Here is a 22265-nt window from a genome sequence, read left to right on the forward strand (position 1 = left end):
CGGGCCGGTCACCCTCCGGGGTGACCGGCCCGTTCTGCATCCACGCGCCGCTCGCCGCGCGCCGCCACCCCGCCGAGATGGCAACTCTCGGCTGTGCCGACCCGCACCCGCACAGCCGAGAGTTGCCATCTCGGCGAACCTGCAGAGTCGGACTGTGCGCGACGGGTCGCGCGCAGGCGCACGGTGGAGAGTCGGCGAAGGAGGCTGGCGGGGCGCGGGGGCGCGCGGGTGCGCGCGGTCAGTGCGTGTGGCGCGGGCGGGCGTGGGCCGGGATGCGCAGGCCGCTCGCGCGCAGGCGGCGGATGAGCTCGCCGGCCGACACCGGGACCGCGCCCAGCGCGACGAGGTCCGCGTGCATCTCGTCCGGGACGTCGTAGTGGTCCAGGTCGAACGCGCGGCGGGGGAGGCCGGCGCGCTCGGCGAACGCGTGCAGCTCGGCCAGCGAGGCGTCGCTGACGAGGTGCGACCAGGACCGGCCGTGCCGGGGCCAGAGCGGCGGGTCGACGAGGACCGTCACGCCCCGGGCCGGACGGGGTGCCGCTCGGCGGGCTGCGCGGGCCGGGCGCTCCCGGGCGCGTCGGACGGGCCGGGCGGCTCGGTCGGCGAGGTCGCGGGACCCTCGCCCGGACCCTCGCCCGCCGCGTCGAGCTCCGCCAGCACCTTCTCCAGCTTGTGCAGCTCGGCGCCGAGGTTCTGCCGCGCGGGCTCCTCCCACGCCGCGCCCAGCGGGCTGACGAACAGGCTGGGCCGCTTGAGCAGCTTGCGCACGATCCGCTCCCGGGCGCGCAGGTAGTCCTGCACCGGGATGTCGGCGTACTCCTCGCGCACGTCGTGCAGGTACGCCTTGTAGCGCTGCGGCTCGGCGGCCAGCATCGCCAGGTCGGCGTCGCACAGCACCGCGCAGTCGAAGTCGGTCGGGTCGGCGACGTGCCGCACCAGGGCGATGACCATCTGGTGCACGCGCTCGACGCGCCCGGCGGGGACGCCGAGGTCGGTGAGCTGCTCGCGCGCCAGCCGGGCCGAGGCGACCTCGTCCTCGCCGCCGCGGTTCGCGTACGCCGCGACCTGCCGGCCGTCGAAGACGGCGCCGTGGTACCAGGCGGCCAGCCGGACCAGGTCGGGCTCGTGGGTCTCCTCGGCGAGCTCGTCCACCCGGGCCAGCACGTCGGTCAGGTGCCGGAGGTTGTGGTACGTCCGGCCGGGGCCGGTCCAGCGCTCCACGAGGTCCGAGCCGACCGCCCGGACCGCGTCCTCGGGCGCGGTCGCTCCCGCCCCCTTCGCGCTGCGGACGAACGCGGACAACAGCCACTGTGGCGCGTCGTAGACGCCCATGGGAACAGCCTCACTGCGACAGACGACCCTGCTCGGACGCGCCATCGTAGACCCATCCGGACGGGGTTCCGCCACGCGGTCGCCGTCAGCCGACCGGGTGGTCCTCGGCCGCGTCCGACGGCGCCGTCCCGCCCGGTCCGCCACCCGTCGCGGGCAGCGAGACCCGGATCGTCGCCCCGCCGCCGGGGGTCTGCGTGATCGCGACGTCGCCGCGGTGCGCCTCGACGATCGCCGCGACGATCGCCATCCCGAGGCCCGCGCCGCCGCCGGTGCCGTCGCCCTCGCGGGTGCGGCTGGCGTCCACCCGGTAGAACCGCTCGAACACGCGCGCGGCGTGCTCGGGGGCGATGCCGGGACCGTGGTCGCGGACCTCGAGGACGACGCGGTCGCCGACGCGGCCCACGCCGAGCTCGGCCGGCGTGCCGGCGGGGGTGTGCCGGGCGACGTTGCCGACGAGGTTCGCGACGACCTGGCGCAGCCGTGCCTCGTCGCCGGGGACGACCGTGGCGGGCTGGGCGCCGTCGGGGCTCGGGGCGGCCCCGTCGGGCAGCGGACCCACCCGCACCTCCCGTGCGGGGTCGATCGCCCGGAGGTCGTGCGCGGCGTCGGTCGCGAGCACCGCGAGGTCGACCGGCTCCGTGCGGGCGGGCCGGTCGGCGTCCAGGCGGGCGAGCGACAGCAGGTCCTCGACCAGACCGCCCATCCGGGTCGCGGACTGCTCGATGCGCCGCATCGTGTCGTCGACCTGGTCCTTCTCGGTGAGCGCGCCCATCCGGTACAGCTCGCCGTAGCCGCGGATCGCGGCCAGCGGGGTGCGCAGCTCGTGCGACGCGTCGGCGACGAACCGGCGCATCCGCTCCTCGGACCGGGTGCGGGCGTCGAAGGCGGTCTCGATCTGGGCGAGCATCGAGTTCAGCGCCGCGCCCAGCCGGCCGACCTCGGTGGTCTCCGGGGCGGGCGGGACGCGCTGCGACAGGTCGCCGGCGGCGATCTGGGCGGCGGTGCCCTCGATCTCGCGCAGCCCGCGCAGCGAGCGGCGCACGGCCCAGGTGCCGACGACGGCGCCGATGACGAGGATCGCGAGCGCGCTGGTCCACAGCAGGAACGCCGCCTGCCGGACGGTCTTCTGGACGTCCGCCAGCGGCTCGGCGTACATCACGTACCCGATCGTCGTCCCGTTCAGGCGCATGGGCGCCACGGCGACCCGCCAGGTCGCGCCCCGCTCCGAGCTGCCGACGGTGGTCGTCGTGGTGTGGTCCAGCGCGTCCAGGTCGACCGCCGGGAGCCGCGGCGAGCCCTCCGTGTCGAGCGTCGTGCCCTGCGGGGTGAACGTGGTCGACGACCCGAGGATCCGGACGGCGAGGGCGAAGTCGCGGTCGCCCCAGGACTGCAGGGTGACGCCGTCGAGGCTGTTGCCGCCCTCCTGGTAGGCCTTGTACAGGCCCTCGCGGGACGTCTCGGCCTGCACCCGCAGGCGGTCGTCGACCTGCTCGACGAGGAAGCCGGACAGCGACGTCGTGGTGATCGCGCCCGCGAACGAGAGACCCAGGGCGAGCAGCGCCGTCGTGATCCCGACGAGCCGCGCGAGCAGGGGCGTCCGCGTCCAGACGTCGCGGACCCGGCGGACCACGCCGTCGGCGAGGCCCTGCCGCGGGAGCCCGGTCTCCGCCGGGGCGTCGTCCCCGGGGCGCTCGGACGTCGCCTGCTGCTCCGACGTCGTCGTCACGACCCGCTCGGCCGGCGCAGCATGTACCCCACGCCGCGCTTCGTCTGGATGAGGGCGTCCACCTTGGAGCCGTCGGGGCGCTCGACCTGGTCGACCTTGCGCCGCAGGTAGGAGATGTACGACTCGACGATGTTGGCGTCGCCGCCCCAGTCGTACTGCCACACGTGGTCGAGGATCTGCGCCTTGGACAGCACGCGGCCGGGGTTGAGCAGCAGGTAGCGCAGCAGCTTGAACTCGGTGGGGGACAGGTCGACGACCTGCCCGGCCCGGCGCACCTCGTGGCTGTCCTCGTCGAGCTCGAGGTCCTCGTAGGACAGCACGCTGGCGGACGCGACCTCGGCCTGGGTGCGGCGCAGGATCGCCCGGATCCGCGCGACGACCTCCTCCAGGCTGAACGGCTTGGTGACGTAGTCGTCGCCGCCGACGGTCAGGCCGGTGATCTTGTCGGCGGTGTCGTCGCGCGCGGTGAGGAACAGCACCGGGACGTGCTGGCCCTTGTCGCGCAGCCGCCGGGTGACGGTGAACCCGTCCATGTCGGGGAGCATGACGTCGAGCACCAGCAGGTCGGGCTGCACCTGCTTGGCGAGGCGGAGCGCGGCGCCGCCGTCGGCGGCCGCGTGCACCTCGAAGCCGGCGAAGCGCAGCGAGGTGGCGAGGAGCTCGCGGATGTTCGGCTCGTCGTCCACGACGAGGAGCGTCGCCTCGGGGGTGCGGTCTGCTGCGGTCACGGTCCCAGTGTGCCCCTCGACCCTGGAGGATTCCTGGGAGCGAACTGGTCGTGCCGGGTTCGCGGTACCGTACCGCCCCGTGAGTGCAGCCGATTCTCCCACCGGTTCCCTGACGCCCGTCGTGACCGTCGTCCAGCTCGACGCCGCGGTGCCGCTCGACCGGTTCGCCGACCACCTCGACGGGGTGGACGTCCGCCTGGTCCGCGCGTACGCGGGCGAGGAGCCGGGCGCCGCCGACCGCCTCGACGGCCTGATCGTCCTGGGCGGGAACATGTCCGCCCACGACGAGCACGAGCCCGGCATCCCCGCGACCCGCGCCCTGCTCGCCGACGCCGCGCGGACCGGCGTGCCGACGCTCGGCATCTGCCTGGGTGCGCAGCTGCTCGCGGTCGCCACCGGCGGCCGGGTCGACGTCGCCGCCCCTCCCGGGCGCGAGGCCGGGGTCGTGGACGTGCGCTGGCGCCCCGAGGCCGTGGCCGACCCGCTGCTCGGCCCGCTGGCGGCGGACGCGGAGCGCGCCGGGACCCGCAGCACCCCGATGCCGACCATGCACGCGGACGCGGTCGTCGACCTGCCGCGGGACGCCACCTGGCTGGCCGCCTCGCGCGTCTACCCGTACCAGGCGTTCCGGATCGGCGACTCCGCCTGGGGCGTGCAGTTCCACCCGGAGGCCTCGCCCGAGCTGATGGACGCCTGGTCCGCGGACGCGGGCGACGCGCCGGAGGAGCGGGCCGCGATCGCCGAGGCCGTCACGGCCGCCGACGAGGTCGTCCGCGCCGAGGGCGCGCGGATCGCGCGGGCGTTCGCCGGCCTGGTGGCCGTGCGCTCCGTGGAGCGCACCGCCGCCTGACCCCCCGACGACGCGACGGCCCGGCACCCTGCGAGCGGGGTGCCGGGCCGTCGTGCGTGCGCCGGGCTCAGGCCTCGATCTGCGGCGTCACCGGGGTGCTGCCGAGCTGCTGCGGCTGGCCGCCGCCCTTGAGCGCGGCGAGCCGGGCCTCGATCTCGATCTGCGCGCCGTCGGCCTCGAGCTCGGCGAACTGCGAGTCGAGCGAGGACGCGGCGATCTCCGCCTGGCCCATCGCGAGGGCCTCCTCGCGGCGCACCTTCTCCTCGAACCGGGCGAGCTCGCTGGTCGGGTCGAGCACGTTGATCGACGAGATCGCGGTCTGCACCGTCTGCTGCGCCTGGGCAGACTTCTGCCGGGCCACCAGGGTGTCGCGGCGCTGCTTGAGCTGGCCGAGCTTGTCCTTCATCTGGGCCAGGCCGGACTTGAGCTTGTCGACCGTCTCGCGCTGCGAGGCGATGAGCGGCTCGGCGTCGCGGACCTCTCCCTCGGCGGTGATCTGCTTGCCGAGCGCGACCTTGGCCAGGTTGTCGAACTTGTCGGCGTTGGCGGCATCGCCGGCCTGGCGGTACTGGTCGGCGCGCGCGGACGCGGCGAGGGCCTTGCTGCCCCACTCGCGGGCCGCGGCGACGTCCTCGTTGTAGTCCTGCTCGGCGAGGCGCAGGTTGCCGATCGTCTGCGCGATGGCCTTCTCGGCCTCGGCGATCGAGTTCGTGTAGTCCCGGACGAGCTGGTCCAGCATCTTCTGCGGGTCCTCGGCCTGGTCCAGCAGGGCGTTGATGTTCGCCCGCGCGAGCTGGGTGATCCGGCCGAAGATGCTCTGCTTCTCGGTCATCGCCTGGTGCCTCTCTCGTGTCTTGCGTCTGCCGAACATGTCCTAGAAACCGCCCCCGCGGCCACCGCCGCCGAAGCCGCCACCGCCGCCGAAGCCGCCGCCGCGACCGCCGCCGCCGAAGCCGCCGCCACCGCCGCCCCAGCCGCCGCCGTGCGCGCCGCCGCCGCCCCAGCCGCCGCCACCGCCGCGCAGGATCGAGTCGATGAGGATGCCGCCGAGCACCATGCCGCCGATGTCGCCCAGCCCGCCACCGCCGCCGCGGTTGCCCGGGCCGCCGCGCCGCTGCTGGTCGTACCAGTCGACGTCGCGCTGGGCGAGCTGCTGGGCCTCCCGCACGAGCCGGTCGGCCTGCTGCGCCTGGCCGAGCGCGGCCTCGGGGTCGGTGTCCCGCTGGTCGACGGCGGCGCGGAACATCCGGCCCGCCTCCGCCAGCCGGGTGCGCGCCTCGGGGCCGACGGCGCCGCGCCGGGTCTCGATGTAGTCGGTGGTGCCGCGCAGCGCGGAGTCGACCCGGCCGAGCGTCTGGTCGAGCAGCTGGCGGGCGCGGCCCGCGCGGTCCTGCGCCTCGCGCATCGGGGCCAGCGCGCGGTCGATCGCGGCCTCGGCGTCGGTGAGCCCGGCCAGGGCGGCCAGCGGGTCGCCGTCGCCGGCGCGCGCGGCCCGGCCGGTGGCGATCGCGGCGCGCGCGGCCTCGGCGCGGGCGGACACCTCGGGGTGCCGCGGGGCGAGCCGCTGGGCGTCGTCGACGTCAGAGGAGATGGACGCGATCGCCGCGTCCAGCCGCGAGCCGATCGTGGCGAGCTCGGTGCCGGCGCGGTCCACGGCGTCGAGGAGCTTCGTGACCTGACCGAGGGCCTCCTCGGCGGCGCGGGCGTACCGGACGGCGACCCCGCGGTCCCCGCCCGCGACGGCCGCGCGCCCCTGCTCGATCGCGGTGCCGACCTCGGCCAGCAGCGCGAGCGCCTGGTCCGGGTTGCCCTGCACCGAGGTGAGCGCGTCCGCGGGGTACTGCGCGGCGAGCGTGCCCAGGGTGGTGCGGGCCGCCTCGACCCGGGCGCGCAGCTCCGTCGCGGTCCGCTCGTGCGCGTCCAGGGCCTCGCCGGCGCGGGACTCGACGTCGCGCAGCCGGTCGAACGCGTCCTTCTGGGCGTCGAGCGCCGCCGAGGCGGAGCCGACCATGTGCAGGATCCGGGTCGCGGTGTCCCGGACCTGCGGCTCGGTGTCCGGGACGTCGTCGTCGAGGGTCTGCCGCAGGCGGAACGCCTCGGTCACGTCCGCCTTGGCGCGGGTGAGCACCTGCTCGAACTCGCGGGTGGCGTCCGGCCCGAACTGCGCCTGGGCGAAGCCGAGCTCCTGCTCCGAGGCGCGCAGCGCGTCGTCGATCCCGACCAGCGCGGAGGCCGAGCGGCGGTCGAGCTCGGCGGTCGGCAGCGCGGCGAGCGCGCCGGCCGGGCCGCCGGGGACCTGCGGGCCGCCCGGGAACCGGCCGGGTGCGCCGGCGGCGATCGTCTGCCGGGACGCGCGGCGGCGCGACGACGCCCAGGCCACCGCGGTGATCGCGGCGATCACGACCAGGCCGCCGACGAACAGCCAGCCCAGTGCGGAGCCGCCGCCCCCGCCGGTCGCGGCCTCGCGGACCCCGTCGGCGGCGGTCACCGCGGCGCCGGCCCAGTCGTCCTCGCTCAGGTGGTCCTCGACGTCCGCGGCGATCCGGTCCAGGTCGCCGCCCGACAGGCCGGGGACCTCCTGCGGGGCGAGCACGTAGGACCGCTGGTCCGTGGCGACGGCGAGCACGAGGTCGTTCGAGCCCAGGCCCGTCAGCTCGGCGGTCTGGTCCACCCAGGAGATGCGCTCGGTGCTGAACTCGTCCACGTACACGACGTACAGCTGGTACTGCGTCTCGTCCGACAGCTGGTCCAGCGCCGCCTGCACGGTCGCCTCGTCGCCGCCCGACAGCGCGCCGACCTGGTCGGTGATCTCGCCGGTCAGGGCCTGCGGGTCGGCCGCGGGCAGCGGCGTCGCGGCGGGCGCGGAGGCCGGCACCGCGGCCGGCGCGGCGGCCACCGCCGGGGCGGCCCCGGCGAGCAGCGGGGCGGCGAGCAGCGCGGAGAGGAGCGGGACGGCGGCTGACCAGCCACGGGACGACGACGGCACCCGACGATCCTTTCTCAGGGCGTGCACCCCTCGCAACGAGGGGCGCACGCGCCGGGTTCCCGTCAGCGCGTCAGGCCGGCTCCTCCGTCGCCTGCTCGAGGTCCTCCGCGTCGACGATCCGGTACGCGTATCCCTGCTCCGCGAGGAACCGCTGCCGGTGCGCCGCGAAGTCCTGGTCGACGGTGTCCCGCGCGACCACGGCGTAGAAGTGCGCGGTGCGGCCGTCGCCCTTGGGGCGCAGCAGCCGGCCGAGGCGCTGGGCCTCCTCCTGGCGGGAGCCGAACGACCCCGACACCTGGATGGCGACCGACGCCTCGGGCAGGTCGATCGAGAAGTTCGCGACCTTGGACACCACGAGCGTCGAGATCTCCCCGGCGCGGAACGCGTCGAACAGCCGCTGCCGCTCGGTCACGGACGTCCCGCCGGTGATGACGGGCGCGTCGATGTCCGCGGCCAGCTCCTCGAGCTGGTCGATGTACTGGCCGATGACCAGCAGCGGCTCGCCGCGGTGCTTCGCCACCAGCCGCTTGACCACCTCGGTCTTGCCCGGCGCGCTGGCCGCGAGGCGGTACTTGTCCTCCGGCTCGGCGGTCGCGTACAGCATCCGGTCGCGCTCGGGCAGGGTCAGGCGCACCTCGACGCAGTCGGCGGGCGCGATGTAGCCCTGCGCCTCGATGTCCTTCCACGGGGCGTCGTACCGCTTCGGGCCGATCAGGCTGAACACCTCGTCCTCGCGGCCGTCCTCGCGCACCAGGGTGGCGGTGAGGCCGAGGCGGCGGCGCGCCTGGAGGTCGGCGGTCATCCGGAAGATCGGCGCCGGCAGCAGGTGCACCTCGTCGTAGACGATCAGGCCCCAGTCGCGGGCGTCGAGCAGCTCGAGGTGCGGGTAGATCCCCTTCCGCTTGAGCGTGAGGACCTGGTACGTCGCGATCGTGACCGGCCGGATCTCCTTGCGGGAGCCCGAGTACTCGCCGATCTCGTCCGGGGTCAGCGAGGTGCGCCGGATCAGCTCGTCCCGCCACTGCCGCGCGGACACGGTGTTGGTGACGAGGATGAGCGTGGTGGTCTTGGACCGGGCCATCGCGGCCGCGCCGACGAGCGTCTTGCCCGCGCCGCAGGGGAGGACGACGACGCCGGAGCCGCCGTGCCAGAACCCGTCGGCCGCCTCGGCCTGGTACGGCCGCAGCTGCCACGGGCGCGGGGCGCCGTCGGTGCCGACGTTCGACTCGCCGGACGTGTCGAGGTCGATCGGGTGCGCCTCGCCGTCGACGTAGCCCGCCAGGTCCTCGGCGGGCCAGCCGAGCTTGAGCAGCGCCTGCTTGAGCGTGCCGCGCTCGGAGGCGTGCACCACGACGTCGTGCTCGTCGATCCGCTCGCCGACCAGGCCGGCGGTGCGCTTGGACCGCAGCACCTCGGCCATCACGGCGGCGTCGAGGGCGTGCAGCACCAGGCCGTGCACGGGGTGCGCGACGAGCTGCAGCCGCCCGTACCGGGACATGGTCTCGGCGACGTCGACCAGCAGCGCGTGCGGCACCGGGTACCGCGAGTACTCCAGCAGCGTGTCGACGACCTGCTCGGCGTCGTGCCCGGCGGCCCGGGCGTTCCACAGGCCCAGCGGGGTCAGCCGGTAGGTGTGCACGTGCTCGGGCGCGCGCTCCAGCTCCGCGAACGGGGCGATCGCGCGGCGGCAGGCCTCCGCCTGGTCGTGGTCGACCTCGAGCAGGAGGGTCTTGTCGCTCTGGACGATCAGGGGTCCGTCGGTCATGCGGTGTCCGTCCTCCGGGGGTCGGCTGCTGCGTCGTCGTCGGCGGCCGGCTCGGTACCCGCCGCGTCGACCGGGGTGACCGCGGCGACGCGGTGGGCCGCGACCACGATCTCGGCGTCCCGGGCGGTGTCCACCACGCGCACCCGTCCGCCGTCGACCCGGACCGGCAGCACCCGCCGCCGCTCCAGGGCGCCGCGCGAGCCGACCACGTCGAGCCACACCTCGGTGTGCCCGGCGGCCGCCTCGCGCAGCAGCCCCAACGCCTCGGCGGGGTCGGCTGTTCCCGCGGCGGGGCGCGGGCCGCCGCGGGTCCCGGTCGTGGGGCGGTCCGCGCGCGCGGCCGCGGTGGCCGCGGCGACGCCGGAGGCGCGGTCGCGCAGCGTGGGGGAGCCGTCGGCCTCGGCCCGCGCCGCGGCCCCCGCGACCTCCGCCGCCGCTCCGCGCACCACGGCTCCCGCGCCGCCCGTCGACCCGCCCGCGGCCCGCGCCTCCTCGGCCCGGCGCAGCACGCCCACGAGCGCCGCCGCCCGCTCGGCCGGCGGCTGCGCCCCGCGCCCGCCGTCCTCCGGGGCGAACCGCGGCCGCGCGGCCGCGACCCGGCGCACGGTGGGTGCGGCGTGCAGCACCTGGCCGTCCGGCGTCTCGGCGACCGGCGCCAGCCCGTGCGCCCGCAGCGCGGCGAGCAGCTCGTGCAGCGGCGCCTGCGCGGCGAGCACGGTCGGCGCGAGCCGGACCAGCCCGAGGTCGGCGTGCCGCGGGTCCTCGGCGAGCCCGGCCAGCAGCGCGGGGTCCTCGGTGCGGACGTAGGACGACGCCGCGCCGGTGCGCAGCCGGCCGTGCCGGCGGGCCGCGTCCCGGACCAGGTACTCCAGCGGCTGCGGCACCCCGCCGCGGGCGTGCGAGGCGAGGTCGGCGAGCAGGTCGTCGGCGGTGGAACCGGCGTCCAGCGCGTCCCGGACCGACTCGGGCGTGAACCGGACGGTGACGGCGCCGCCGCGGGACTCCACCCGGGCGGACGCGTCGAGCAGCGCCTCGAGCTCCTGGCTCGGGCGGCCGGGGACGATGCCCGTGAGGTCCGCCTGGAGCAGCAGGTCGTCGACGGCGGGGGGGAGCGCGGCGCCGAGGCCGGCGGCCAGCGCGGGGCGGGGGTCGGTGTCGGGGTCCAGCAGCGCGCGGCCGGCGACCGGCAGGGCGCCCGCGCCGAGCACGCCGAGCCAGCCCGCCTCGCGCAGCACCGCGGCGACCGCCTCGAGCGGCGGCACCGACCGGGGCGTGCGCCAGGCCAGGCCCGCGCGCACCGCGGCGGCGTCCGGCGCGGCGCCCGGCCCGGCGTCGGCGAGCAGCCCCAGCACCACGTGCCGCAGCCGCGGCGCCCACGGCCGGCCGAGCTCGGGGCCGAGCGCGGGGCGCACCGCGCCGCGCTCGTCGCGGGTACCCACCAGGGCGGGCCACCGCGGGGTGGCGGCCCACCAGGACGCGAGCCGCGCCCACCGGTCGGCGAGGTCCAGCGCCAGCCACTCGTCGGCGAGCGTGGTCGGGACGTGGTGCGGCGACTCCTCGCCGTCGTCCCGGACCAGGGCGCCCACGCCGGCCAGCTCGACGACGAACGCCGCCTCCTGCTCGGTGACCTCCAGGGCGCTCGCGGTGCGCCGGAGGTCGCGGACGCCGAGCCCGCCGGCGCGCAGCACGGGCGGCGGGGCCTGGCCCCACAGCCGCAGCAGCCCCGCGACCAGCCGGACGGCGCGCTCCGCGCCCGCGGCGTGCTCGGCCTCGACCAGCGCGGCGTCCCGGCGCGGCAGGTCCTCCGGCGCGGGCGGCGTGGCCGGGGCGCGGTGCGTGCGGCCGTCGCGCAGCGCGAGGGCGACCGTGCGGGGGAGGACGACGTGCCGCTCGTCGGCCCGGACCAGCAGCCCGGCGCGGACCAGCTCCGTGACGGCCTCCGCCGCGGGCCCGGACGCCGGGCGCACGCCGACGGGCGGCCCCCAGGTCAGCGCGTCCAGCACGGCGCGGCCGGCGGCGGGGGCGTCGGCGAGCAGCCCGGGGACGGCGGCGGGGTCGGGGTCGTGCGGCGCGGGGGCGGCCAGCCCCGCGGTCGCGGAGCCGAGCAGCTCGGCGACGCCGGGCGCCGGGCGCAGCAGCGGGTCGGCGGCGCGCCCGCCCGCGGGGTGCACCAGGGCCAGGTCGGTGGCCGTCGCCAGCGCCGCGCGGACCGCGGGGGCCTCCGGGCGTCCGGCGCCGACCGCGGCCACCACGTCGCGCGCGCGCACCCCGGTCGCCGGGTCGGACGACCCCGCCAGCAGCGCGACGACGGCCTCGACCGCCTGCAGCACCGCCGCGTCCACCCCGGCGAGCGCGCGCTCGAGGCTCGGCCGGCTCGTGGCGCGGGCGGCGAGGGAGGCGAGCGTGGCGGGCGACGGGTGCGCGAGGTCGGGGCGCCGCAGCAGCAGGCGCACCAGCTCGTCGTCCGACCTGCCGCGCAGGTGCTCGCTGAACGTGGCCATCCGCACCACGATACGTTCCGGCGGGTCCGGCGCGGGGCCGGGTCCGCCGGGGCGAGCCGCCGGGAGGCAGCGATGGCACGGGTGCGCAGGGCACGGGTCGTGGTGGCGAGCACCGCGGGGATCTTCGTCGAGTCGCTGGACTGGACCATGTACGCGCTGCTCGCGCCGTACTTCGCGGGGCAGGTGTTCCCGGGCGACGACCCGGTGACCCGGGTGCTCGGCGCGTACGTCGTGTTCGCGGTCGGCTTCGTGGTCCGGCCGCTGGGGTCGTACGTCATGGGCCGGATCACGGACACGAAGGGCCGGCGCACCGGCCTGCTGGCGTCGGTGTCGCTGATCGCCCTGGGTGCCGCGGTCATCGCCGCCGCCCCGACCTACGCCGTCGCCGGCTGGTGGGCCGCGGTCGTGGTCGTGCTCGCCCGGATGCTGCAGGGCATCGCGATGGGCGGCGAGGTCGCCACGGCGGCGACCTACGTCGTCGAGGTCGCCCCGCCGGAGCGCCGGCACCGGTACGGCGCGTTCGCGTACTCCGGCGACGCGCTCGGCACGCTCGGCGGCACGGTGGTGCTCGCGGTGCTGCTCGGCGTGCTCGGCCCGGACGGGCTGCGCGACGGCGGCTGGCGGATCGCGTTCGTGATCGCCGCCCTGTGCGGGCTGCTGGCGCTGTGGATCCGGCGCGGGGTGCCGGAGTCGGAGGTGTTCGAGCGGGCGCGGGACGCCGGGGTCGAGCCCACCGGCCCGCTGCTCCGCCGGCACGCGGGGCGGATGGCGCTCGCGTTCATGCTCACCATCGGGTCCACGATGGGCGTCTACTTCGGGTCGGTGTACCTGCCGGAGTTCGCCGGGCACACCGGGCGGTACACCGAGACCCAGGCGGCGTCGCAGCACACCGTGGCGCTGATCTGCCTGCTGGTCGCGATGATCGCCTCCGGGTTCCTCGCCGACCGGTTCGGGCCGCTGGTGCTGATCCGCACCGGGTTCACCGCCGCGGCCGTGCTGGTCGTCCCGCTGATGCTCGGGCTGGCGGCCGGCGCCGTGCCGTACCTGGTGGCCGCGCCGCTGTTCACGATCTGCGTCGGCCTGCAGCTCGGCGTCACCCCCGTCGCCGGTGCGCGGCTGTTCCCGGTGCCGATCCGGGCCGTCGCGCTGGGCGTCCCCGCGGGCGCCGCCATCGCGCTGTTCGGCGGTACGTTCCTGTTCGTGGCCGAGTGGCTGATCTCCCGCGACGCGCTGCGCCTGGTCCCGGTGTGGGCCGCGGCGGGGCTGACGGTGTCCGCCGTCGGCTCGTGGCTGGTGGGCGAGCGGCTGCTCTACCCCGTCGAGACGCTCGCGGGGACCCGGGCCGAGCCGTCCCCGGCGCCGCGCCCCGCCGGCCCGGCAGCACCGCACCCCACGGAGGTCTGACATGCCGCTCGACCACCCCGCCCTGGACGCCCTGCGCGCCGACGCCCGGGCGCTGCTGCCCGACACCGCCGCGCTCCGGCACGCCCTGCACCGCACCCCGGAGATCGGGCTCGACCTGCCCCGCACCCAGGCGCTCGTGCTCGAGGCGCTGGAGCCGCTCGGCCTGGAGGTCCGCACCGGCACCGGCCTGTCGTCGGTGGTGGCCGTGCTCCGCGGCGCGCGCCCCGGGCCGGCGGTGCTGCTGCGGGCCGACATGGACGCGCTGCCCGTGACCGAGGAGACCGGCGAGCCGTTCGCCAGCGAGGTGCCGGGCGCGATGCACGCCTGCGGCCACGACCTGCACGTCGCCGGCCTGGTCGCCGCCGCCCGTCTGCTGGCCGCCCGGCGCGAGGAGATCGCCGGCTCGGTCGTGCTGATGTTCCAGCCCGGCGAGGAGGGCGACCACGGCGCGCGCCTCATGATCGAGGAGGGCGTGCTCGACGCCGCGGGGGAGCGGGTCGTCGCGGCGTACGGCCTGCACGTGCTGTCCGCGATCCTGCCCACGGGGGCGATCACGAGCCGCCCCGGCACGCTGCTGGCCGCCGCGGACACCGTGCACGTCACGGTGCACGGGCGCGGCGGGCACGGGTCGATGCCGCACCTCGCGCAGGACCCGGTGCCGGTCGCCGCCGAGATCGTGCTCGCGCTGCAGGCGATGGTGACCCGGCAGTTCGACGTGTTCGACCCGGTCGTCGTCACCGTCGGCAGGATCGAGGCGGGCACGACCGACAACGTCATCCCCGCCGAGGCGCGGATCGAGGCCACGGTGCGCACGTTCTCCGAGGCGGTGCACGGCGTGGTGCCCGAGCGGATCGCGCGGGTGTGCGAGGGCGTCGCCGCCGCGCACGGGCTGTCCGTCACCGTCGACTACCGGCGGGGGTACCCGGTCACGTCGAACCGGCCGGAGGAGGTCGCGCGCCTGGCGCGGCTGGCGGCCGGGCTGTTCGGCGAGCGGTCCTACGTCGACGCGCCGCAGCCGCTCGCGGGCTCCGAGGACTTCTCCTACGTGCTGCAGGAGGTGCCCGGCACCTACCTGGGCGTCGGGGCGACGCCCGCCGACGCCGACCCGCGGACCGCGCCGTACAACCACTCCGCGCAGGCGCGGTTCGAGGACGGGGCGCTCGCGGTCGGGCCGGCGGTGCTCGCGGCGCTGGCGCTGGACCGGCTCGCGGAGGGCTGAGACGCGCCCTCCCGACACCCGATCGGGTCCGGATCCCCGCCTGATCAGCGGCTCCACCCGCCCGAGCGCTCAGGTCCGCTTCACCTGTGCCGATGACAGGTCTCGACGCGCCCGTGGGCGGGCGCCCGCGCTCTCGAGCCGAAGGGACACGCATGTCGATCACGGCGGGGCACCTGCCCCCGGCCACGCGCGAGGTGTGCGTCGCGCGCCAGGGCATCTACGACGTGCTGAGCCGGCCCATCGGGCACGAGCTGCTGTTCCGGGCCAGCCCGGACGCCCTCGAGTCCGGCGTCCGGCCCGGGATCGACGACAACCGCGCCACCGCGACCGTCATCGTCGCGACGCTCACGGAGTTCGGCGTCGAGGACCTGGCGGGCAACGGCGACCTGTTCGTCAACGTCCCTCGGTCGTTCATCGTCGACGAGCTGCCGGTGGCGCTCGACCCGCACCGCGTCGTGCTGGAGGTCCTGGAGAAGGTCCCGGCCGACGAGGAGGTGGTCGCGGGCGTCGAGCGGCTGCGCCGGCTCGGGTTCGGCATCGCGCTCGACGACTTCGTGCCCGGGGACCAGCGCTGGGACCTGCTCCCGCTGTGCGACTACGTCAAGGTCGACATGTCCGACGTCGGCGACCGGCTCGCCGAGTTCGCCGACGAGCTGCGCGCGGTCGCCCCGCACGCCGCGCTCGTGGCGGAGCACGTCGAGGACGAGGCCGACTTCCTCGCCGCCCAGGACGCGGGCTTCGACCTGTTCCAGGGCTACCACTTCCGCCGGCCGACCGTGCTGACCCGGCCCGCGCTCGCGCACCACGCGATGGTCGCGGGCCGGCTGCTCGTGCAGCTGGGCGACCCGCAGGTGTCCTACCGCCGGCTGGCCCGGCTCACCGCCGCCGACCCGGCGATCGCGCTCAAGGTGTTCCGGGTCGTGAACTCCGTGTCCGGCGCCGGGCGCACCGTGCGCAACCTGCACCAGGCGCTGGTGCTGCTCGGGCGCGAGCGGTTCCGCGCGATGCTCGTGCTCGAGGTGCTCGCCACCGCGGGCCACCACGACGACGAGATCCCGCTCATGGCCCTCGCCCGCACCCGCGCCGCCGAGATCCTCGCGCCGCAGGACCCGCTGGAGGCGTCCACCGAGGCGCTGGTCCGCATCGTGTCCGAGCTGCTCGACGTGCCCGTGTCCGAGCTCGACCCCGAGCTGCACCGGTCCCAGCCGAGCGCCCGCGTGGTCGCGGCGTGCGACGTGCTCGACGCGTACCTGGACGCCATCGCGGAGGAGGCGGTGCCGTCGATCCGGTCGCCGTACTCCGCGCTGCACGTGTCGCTCGTCTACCTGACCGCGCTGCGCGAGGCGCGGGCCCTGCTCGCGACCGTCTACCAGCCCGTGCCGCGGCTGCAGGCCGTGCCGGGCGGGGTCCAGGACGTGGCGTTCGGCTGAGCCGGGCGCGGCGGGGTCCCGGGAGGGGTTCGCCGGCCGCGGAGCGGCGCGCTGCGCGGGCGGTGCGACCGGTAGCCTGGTGACGTGCGGCGCGACGCCGCGCGAGTTCCGACGAGCACAGGGGATCGCAGTGCCCACCGGCAAGGTCAAGTGGTTCGACACCGATCGCGGCTTCGGCTTCATCGCCGCCGACGACGGCACCGAGGTGTTCCTGCACGCGTCCGCGCTGCCCGCGGGGATCGGCACGCCCAAGCCCGGCACCCGGGTGGACTTCGGCGTGGCCGACGGCCGCCGCGGCCCGCAGGCGCTCGCGGTCAAGCTGCTCGACCCGGTGCCCTCGGTCGCCGCGGTCCAGCGCAAGCCGGCCGACGACATGGCCGTCATCGTCGAGGACCTGATCAAGGTGCTCGACCGGGTCGGCAACGACCTGCGCCGCGGCCGCCGCCCGGAGAAGTCCCGCGCCGAGCAGGTCGCCACCCTGCTGCGCGCCGTCGCCGACGACCTCGAGGCCTGAGCATGGCGACCGCGACCCAGGACGCCGTGCTCGGCGGCGCCGTCGACCTCGCCCGCGAGGCCGCCCTCGAGCTGGCCGAGCACCCCCAGGACGTCGGCGAGCACCTCGGCTGGACCGTGGACGCGGACCGGCTCGTCTCGCACCGGTTCGCCTGCACCGCCAAGGGCTACCGCGGCTGGGTGTGGACCGTGACGCTGTCCCGGGTGCCGCGCGCCCGGAAGGCGACCGTCTGCGAGGCCGTGCTGCTGCCCGGCGACGACGCCGTCCTCGCGCCCGCCTGGGTGCCGTGGGACGAGCGGCTGCGCCCGGGCGACCTCGGCCCCGGCGACGTGCTGCCGTTCCGCGCGGACGACCCGCGCCTGGAGCCCGGCTTCACCCCGACCGGGGACCCCGAGGTCGACGAGGTCGCGATCGGCGAGCTCGCGCTGGCCCGCAACCGGGTGCTGTCGCCCGTGGGGATCTCCGAGGCCGCCGAGCGCTGGTACCGCTCGAAGCAGGGCCCGGCGTCCGCCGGCGCCGTCGCGTCCGCCGAGCCGTGCATGACCTGCGGGTTCCTGGTGCCCCTGCAGGGCGCGCTGGGCACCGTGTTCGGCGTGTGCGTCAACGCGTGGTCCCCGGACGACGGCAAGGTCGTCGCGCTGGAGCACGGCTGCGGCGCGCACTCCGAGACCGACGTCGAGCCGCGGCCGTCCGAGTGGCCGGACGTGCCGGTCGCGCGGGAGCTGGACGTGCTGCCGACCGCCGAGGTCGTCGGGTCCGGGGCGGTCGACGCGCCGGCGCAGGACGCGCCGGTCGCGGAGGTGGCCGAGGACGAGGTCGCGACCGACGACGCGGCGCAGGACGCGCCGCCCGCGGAGGACGAGCCCCGGTCGTGACCGGCGACGTCTTCGGCACGCGCGCGCTGCGCGAGCGGGTGCTGGGGACGTGGCGCGCCGACCCGGCGCGCCTGCGCGAGGACGCGAACACCGAGGAGGACCACGCCCGCGGCTACTACCGCGACCGGGTGGTGGTCGAGCTCGCGCAGAACGCCGCCGACGCCGCGGTGCGCGCGGGGACGCCGGGGCGGCTGCTGCTGCGGCTGACGACGGCGGGCGCCGCGGAGGCGGGCGGCGACGGCCCGGGCGTCGCCGGGGGCGGCGCGGCGGCGCCGGGTGGCGCGGTCCTGGTCGCGGCGAACACCGGCGCCCCGCTGGACGCCGCCGGCGTGCACTCGATGGCGGCCATGCGCGCCTCGGCGAGCCGGGACTGGCCCGGCCACGACGGCGCCGGGGCCGGCGGCCCGGGCCTGGTCGGCCGGTTCGGCGTCGGCTTCGCGGCCGTGCGGGCGGTGTCGGACGACGTCCGGGTGCTGTCCACGTCCGGCGCGGTGCGGTTCTCGCTCGACGACACCCGCCGGGACCTCGCGCTCGCCGCCGGGGACGAGCCGCGGCTGGCCGACGAGGTCGCCCGCCGCGAGGGGTCGCTGCCCGCGCTCCGGCTGCCCCGGGAGGACGAGGGACGCCCGCCGGGCGGGTACGACACCGCCGTGGTGCTCGCGCTGCGCGACGACGCGGCGGTGGACGCCGTGCGGTCGATGCTCGCCCAGGTCGGCGACGCGCTGCTGCTGGCGCTGCCGGGGCTGACGGAGGTGGTGGTCGAGGACGACCTCGCCGGCCACCGCCGCCGGGTCGCCGACGTCGACCGCCGCTGGCGGCGCCTCACCGTCGAGGGCGAGCTCGACCCCGCGCTGGTCGCGGACCGCCCCGTCGAGGAGCGGTCCCGCCGCCGCTGGCGCGTGACGTGGGCGCTGCCGGTCCGCGGCGACGGGCCCGACGACCGCACCGGGGCCGCCGGGGACCTGTTCGCCGCGCTCACCGGGGCTGCCGGCGGCGAGGCGGCCTGGGCGCGGGTGCTGCACGCGCCCACGCCCACCGACGACGCCCTCGACCTGCCGGCGCTGCTCGTCGCGACCGTCCCGCTCGACCCGACCCGGCGGCGCGCCGCCCGCGGCCCCGCGACCGACGCGCTGCTCGACGTCGCCGCCGAGGCGTACGCCCGGCTCGCCGCCGCGTGCGCCGTCGACGGCGACGACGCCCTGCGGCTGGTCCCGCTCGGGCTGCCGGCGGGCGACCTGGACGCCGCGCTGCGGGGGCGGCTGGTCGAGGCGCTGTCCCGCACGCCGCTGCTGCCGCCCGCGCACGCCGCCGCCCCCGCCGGAGGCGCCCCGGCCGACGACGTGCCGGACCCCGACCGCGGGGACGACCGAGCGGCCCCGGACGACGACCGCCCTGCCGCGCCGGACGCCGCCGACCTCGTCGAGCCGCACCGCGCCGTCGCGCTCGCCGGCCCGCACGCGCCCGAGCTGACCCGCGCCCTCGCCCCGTGGTTCGCCGGCCTCGTCGTGCTGCCCGAGGGCCGCCTCGCCGCGGCCCGCGCCCTGGGCGTCGAGGTCCGGGAGGCCGCCGAGTACGTCGAGGAGCTGCCCGCCGCCTCCGGCCTGCCGCCCGCGCGGTGGCGCGCCCTGTACGCCGCGCTCGCCCCGGCCGCGGGCGACCCGCTCGCGCGCGAGGCCCTCGCGGCGCTGCCGGTCCCGCTGGCCGACGGCCGGGTGGTCCGGGGCGCCCGTGGCCTGCTGCTCCCGGTGGCGGGGGCGCTCGACGCCGCGGGCCCGGTGGCCGGCGCGCTGGCAGTCCTCGGCCGGTGGGGCGTGCGCCTGGTGCACCCGGCCGCCGCCCACGAGGTGCTGGAGCGGCTCGGTGCGGCGCCCGCCGACCCCGCGGCGCTGCTCGCGCACCCCGGCGTGCGGCAGGCCGTGCTCGACCAGGCCGACGAGGACGACGTCGCCGTGGCGGAGCAGGTCAGCGACGCGGTGCTCGCGCTGGTGCACGCGGCCGTGGCGGACGGGTCGGTCGCGCCGGACGGCGAGCCGGTCGCGCCCGGGCGGGCCGTCCTCGGGCTGCTCACCCTGCGCGCGGCGGACGACGAGCCGACGCCCGCGCACGGCCTGGTGCTGCCGGGCTCGCGCGCCGAGCGGCTGCTCGACCCGCGCGTGCTGGCCCCGGTCGCCGCGGACGCCGTCGAGCGGTGGGGCGCCGACGTCCTCGCCGCCGCGGGCGTCCGCGCGGACCTGGTGCCGCTGCTGCTCACCGACGTCGCGGCGGCGCCGGACGACCCGTACGCAGACGACGACGCCGACCTGGTCACCGAGGCCCTGGACGGCTGGGACGCCTGGATCGCCGAGGTCGCCGCGGTCGTCGGGGAGGGGGAGACGCTGCCCGAGGTCCTGGCGGTCGCCGACCTCGACGCCACGGACCCGGGCGCCTGGCCCGCCGTGCTCGCCCGGCTCGCCGAGCCCGGGCCGCTGCGCCGCGCGCTGCTCGACGAGGTGCGCGGCCCCGCCGGGCGCCGCGCCCCCGGGTACACCGCGTGGTGGCTGCGGCACCGGTCCGGGCTGCCGCTGGCGGCGCGGTTCGCGGTCGACGGGGCGGAGCCCGCGGTCGCCCGGCTGCTGCCGCCGCCGCCCGCGGAGGTCTCCGGGCTCGACCCCGCCGCGCAGGCGGCGCTGGGCGGTGTCACGACCCTGGCCGCGGTCCCGCCGGGCGCATGGGACGCGCTGCTGCGGGCCGCCGCGCCGGTGGGCGGGCGCGTCGACCTCGACCTCGCCGCGGCGGTGTGGTCCGCCTGGGCCGGGCTCGCGGCCGCGGACGCCGACGCGGACGCGCTGCCCGACCTCGACGTGCTGCCCGCCCTCGTCGCGCCCGACCGGGTCGTCCTGGTGCACGCGGAGGACGCCGCCGTCGCCCCGGCGCCGATGTGGTGGCAGCGCACCGACGTCGCCGCGATGGTGCCGGTGACCGGTCCGGCGGACCCGGAGGACCTGGCCGAGCTGCTCGGCGTCCCCGTGGCGGGCGACCTCGCGGACGGCGTCGTCGACGAGCGGGACGGCGACGACGCCGGCACCCTGTCCGCGACCCCCGACGCGGTGCGGGTGCTGCTGCCCGGGGCGCCGGACACCTGGATCGAGCACGAGCAGCTGCGGGTGGACGGCGTCCCGGTCGACTGGTGGGTGGACGGCTCCGGGCCGGACGCGATCGTGCACGCCACCCACCTGGCCGGCCTCGCGCGCGGGCTGGCGCAGGCGTGCGGCGCGTGGCGGCTCCGGCACGCCGCCGAGCTCGCCCTGGTGGAGCCGGCGCGGGCCGCCGAGCTCGCCGTGGAGCAGGTCGCCGACGACGGGGGCATGATGGACGGCCGATGAACCGCAGCCTGCTCACCTCGGCCTACCTGCCCGCCCTGCTCTACGAGACCGGCCTCGGTGCCGTCACCCCGGTCGTCGCCCTCGTGGCCGCGGGGATGGGGGCCCGGCTCGACCAGGCCGCGCTGATCGTGGCGCTGGTGGGCGTCGGCCAGATCCTCGGCGACGTGCCCGCGGGCGCCCTCGCCGCCCGGGTCGGCGACCGGCGGGCCATGCTCGTCGCCGCGCTGGTGGCCTGCGTCGCGCTCACGATCGGCGCGCTGGCCCCGACCCTGCCGGTGCTCGCGGTCGGCGTCCTGCTGACCGGTGCCGCGTCCGCGGTGTTCCACCTCGCCCGGCAGGCCTACCTGACCGAGGTGGTGCCGGTGGTGAACCGGGCGCGGGCGCTGTCCACCCTGGGCGGGGTGTCCCGGATCGGCGTGTTCCTCGGGCCGTTCCTCGGCGCGGCGGTCCTGCACGTGGCGGACCTGCGCGCGGTGTTCTGGCTCGCGGTCGGCACCACGGTCGCGGCCGCGGCGGTCGTGGGGCTGGCCCGGGACGTCGACGACCGGCACCCCGCCCCGCGGGGCCGGCCCCGGGTGTCGACCGCCGGGCTCGTGCGCCGGCACCGGCGGCTGCTCGCGACCCTCGGGCTCGCGGTCGTGCTGGTCGGTGCCGTGCGGGCCACCCGGCAGGTCGTCCTGCCGCTCTGGTCCGAGCACCTGGGCTTCGCCCCCGCGACCACGAGCCTCGTGTTCGGCATCTCGGGCGCCGTCGACATGCTGCTGTTCTACCCGGCGGGCAAGGTCATGGACCGGCGGGGTCGGCTGTGGGTCGCGGTGCCGTCGATGCTGGTGCTCGGCGGCGCGATCGCGGTGCTGCCGCTGACGTCGACGCTCGGGGGCCTGGCGGTCGTGGCGATGGTCATGGGGTTCGGCAACGGCATCGGATCCGGCATCCTCATGACGCTCGGTGCCGACGTCGCGCCGCCGGACGCCCGGGCGCAGTTCCTCGGGGTGTGGCGGGTGTTCCAGGACTCGGGGGCCGCGGCCGGTCCGCTGGTGGTGTCGGCGGTCGCCGCCGCGGGCAGCCTGGCGGCGGGGATCGTCACGATGGGCGCGGCCGGCCTGCTGGCGGCGGGCGCCCTCGCGGCGACCGTGCCGCGCTGGTCCGAGCACGCCACTGCCCGCACCCGGGCCCGCGCGGCCGCGGCCCGCGCAGCCGCCGCGCGCGCCGGGGCGACGGACCCGCCGAGCGGGCAGTAGACGTCGCTACCGCGGCCCGGGTGGGGACGTCGAGTGTCCGCTCGGCGGAGGAGGTGCCGGGTTCAGCGGCCCGGGCGACGGCGGGTCCAGGCGAGGCCCAGCCCGCCCAGCGCGGCGCCGGTGACGCACGCCCAGACGCCGTGCGGGCCTGCGGCGTCGGTCAGCCACAGCACGACGGCGACGACCAGGGCCACCAGCCACGCGGCGATGCCCACCAGGAACACCGGCCGCATGCTCACCGGCACCGGCTCCGGGGCGGGCTTGCGGCTCTCCGGGCGCAGGGCGAGGTGGATGAACGACGGCACGGCCACCACCCTATGCGCTCCGGTGGA

General features: G+C 77.6%; 17 protein-coding genes. 8 read left to right on the forward strand and 9 right to left on the reverse strand.

Annotated features, from left to right (window positions below):
* Positions 1-238: 238 nt before the first annotated feature.
* From FKM96_RS12525 to FKM96_RS12540, 4 genes are all read right to left on the reverse strand, one after another.
* Complete coding sequence (locus FKM96_RS12525) at positions 239-517, reverse strand: DUF4031 domain-containing protein (RefSeq protein WP_147795509.1); 279 nt, start codon at positions 515-517, stop codon at positions 239-241.
* Positions 514-1332, reverse strand: coding sequence for a hypothetical protein (locus FKM96_RS12530; protein ID WP_246854961.1), 819 nt, complete (start codon positions 1330-1332; stop codon positions 514-516). The genes FKM96_RS12525 and FKM96_RS12530 overlap by 4 nt, the downstream gene beginning before the upstream one ends.
* Positions 1333-1417: 85 nt before the next feature.
* Positions 1418-3058 carry a HAMP domain-containing sensor histidine kinase gene (locus FKM96_RS12535; RefSeq protein ID WP_246854962.1) on the reverse strand — a complete coding sequence of 547 codons (1641 nt, stop codon included), beginning with the start codon at positions 3056-3058 and terminating at the stop codon, positions 1418-1420.
* Positions 3055-3786, reverse strand: coding sequence for a response regulator transcription factor (locus tag FKM96_RS12540; protein WP_147795510.1), 732 nt, complete (start codon positions 3784-3786; stop codon positions 3055-3057). The genes FKM96_RS12535 and FKM96_RS12540 overlap by 4 nt, the downstream gene beginning before the upstream one ends.
* 121 nt (positions 3787-3907) lie before the next feature.
* On the opposite strand from FKM96_RS12540, the gene FKM96_RS12545 reads away from it, so the two are divergent.
* A complete protein-coding gene (locus FKM96_RS12545) occupies positions 3908-4636 on the forward strand; it encodes a type 1 glutamine amidotransferase (protein WP_246854963.1) in 729 nt (242 codons plus the stop codon).
* A 67-nt stretch (positions 4637-4703) separates the two neighbouring features.
* Here the strand turns inward: FKM96_RS12545 and FKM96_RS12550 are convergent, their stop codons facing one another.
* From FKM96_RS12550 to FKM96_RS12565, 4 genes are all read right to left on the reverse strand, one after another.
* On the reverse strand, positions 4704-5468 hold the full coding sequence (locus tag FKM96_RS12550) for a PspA/IM30 family protein (RefSeq protein WP_147795512.1): 765 nt from the start codon (positions 5466-5468) through the stop codon (positions 4704-4706).
* Positions 5469-5510: 42 nt separating this feature from the next.
* A complete protein-coding gene (locus FKM96_RS12555) occupies positions 5511-7622 on the reverse strand; it encodes a TPM domain-containing protein (RefSeq protein WP_246854964.1) in 2112 nt (703 codons plus the stop codon).
* A 70-nt stretch (positions 7623-7692) separates the two neighbouring features.
* On the reverse strand, positions 7693-9387 hold the full coding sequence (locus FKM96_RS12560) for a DNA repair helicase XPB (RefSeq protein WP_147795513.1): 1695 nt from the start codon (positions 9385-9387) through the stop codon (positions 7693-7695).
* The gene (locus FKM96_RS12565; RefSeq protein ID WP_147795514.1) at positions 9384-11888 is read right to left on the reverse strand and encodes a helicase-associated domain-containing protein; all 2505 of its coding nucleotides are present in this window, start codon (positions 11886-11888) and stop codon (positions 9384-9386) included. The genes FKM96_RS12560 and FKM96_RS12565 overlap by 4 nt, the downstream gene beginning before the upstream one ends.
* Before the next feature lie 72 nt (positions 11889-11960).
* Here FKM96_RS12565 and FKM96_RS12570 point away from each other — a divergent pair, with 72 nt between their 5' ends.
* From FKM96_RS12570 to FKM96_RS12600, 7 genes are all read left to right on the forward strand, one after another.
* Positions 11961-13292, forward strand: coding sequence for an MFS transporter (locus FKM96_RS12570; protein ID WP_147795515.1), 1332 nt, complete (start codon positions 11961-11963; stop codon positions 13290-13292).
* A 1-nt stretch (position 13293) separates the two neighbouring features.
* Entirely contained in the window at positions 13294-14511 is a 1218-nt protein-coding gene (locus tag FKM96_RS12575; protein WP_147795516.1) for a M20 family metallopeptidase, read from the forward strand.
* 152 nt (positions 14512-14663) lie between these two features.
* A complete protein-coding gene (locus tag FKM96_RS12580) occupies positions 14664-15941 on the forward strand; it encodes an EAL and HDOD domain-containing protein (RefSeq protein WP_168216974.1) in 1278 nt (425 codons plus the stop codon).
* A gap of 130 nt (positions 15942-16071) precedes the next feature.
* On the forward strand, positions 16072-16455 hold the full coding sequence (locus FKM96_RS12585; RefSeq protein WP_147795518.1) for a cold-shock protein: 384 nt from the start codon (positions 16072-16074) through the stop codon (positions 16453-16455).
* 2 nt (positions 16456-16457) lie between these two features.
* The gene (locus FKM96_RS12590; RefSeq protein ID WP_147795519.1) at positions 16458-17330 is read left to right on the forward strand and encodes a DUF3027 domain-containing protein; all 873 of its coding nucleotides are present in this window, start codon (positions 16458-16460) and stop codon (positions 17328-17330) included.
* Positions 17327-20692, forward strand: a complete 3366-nt coding sequence (locus FKM96_RS12595) for a sacsin N-terminal ATP-binding-like domain-containing protein (RefSeq protein WP_147795520.1) — start codon at positions 17327-17329, stop codon at positions 20690-20692. Before FKM96_RS12590 ends, FKM96_RS12595 begins: the two co-directional genes overlap by 4 nt.
* On the forward strand, positions 20689-21933 hold the full coding sequence (locus tag FKM96_RS12600; protein ID WP_147795521.1) for an MFS transporter: 1245 nt from the start codon (positions 20689-20691) through the stop codon (positions 21931-21933). Before FKM96_RS12595 ends, FKM96_RS12600 begins: the two co-directional genes overlap by 4 nt.
* A 62-nt stretch (positions 21934-21995) precedes the next feature.
* Here FKM96_RS12600 and FKM96_RS12605 read toward each other — a convergent pair whose 3' ends face one another.
* Complete coding sequence (locus tag FKM96_RS12605) at positions 21996-22238, reverse strand: DUF2530 domain-containing protein (protein WP_147795522.1); 243 nt, start codon at positions 22236-22238, stop codon at positions 21996-21998.
* Between the last annotated feature and the right edge of the window lie 27 nt (positions 22239-22265).

The sequence above is a fragment of the Cellulomonas sp. Y8 genome, assembly GCF_008033115.1.
In the GTDB taxonomy this organism is placed as follows: domain Bacteria; phylum Actinomycetota; class Actinomycetes; order Actinomycetales; family Cellulomonadaceae; genus Cellulomonas.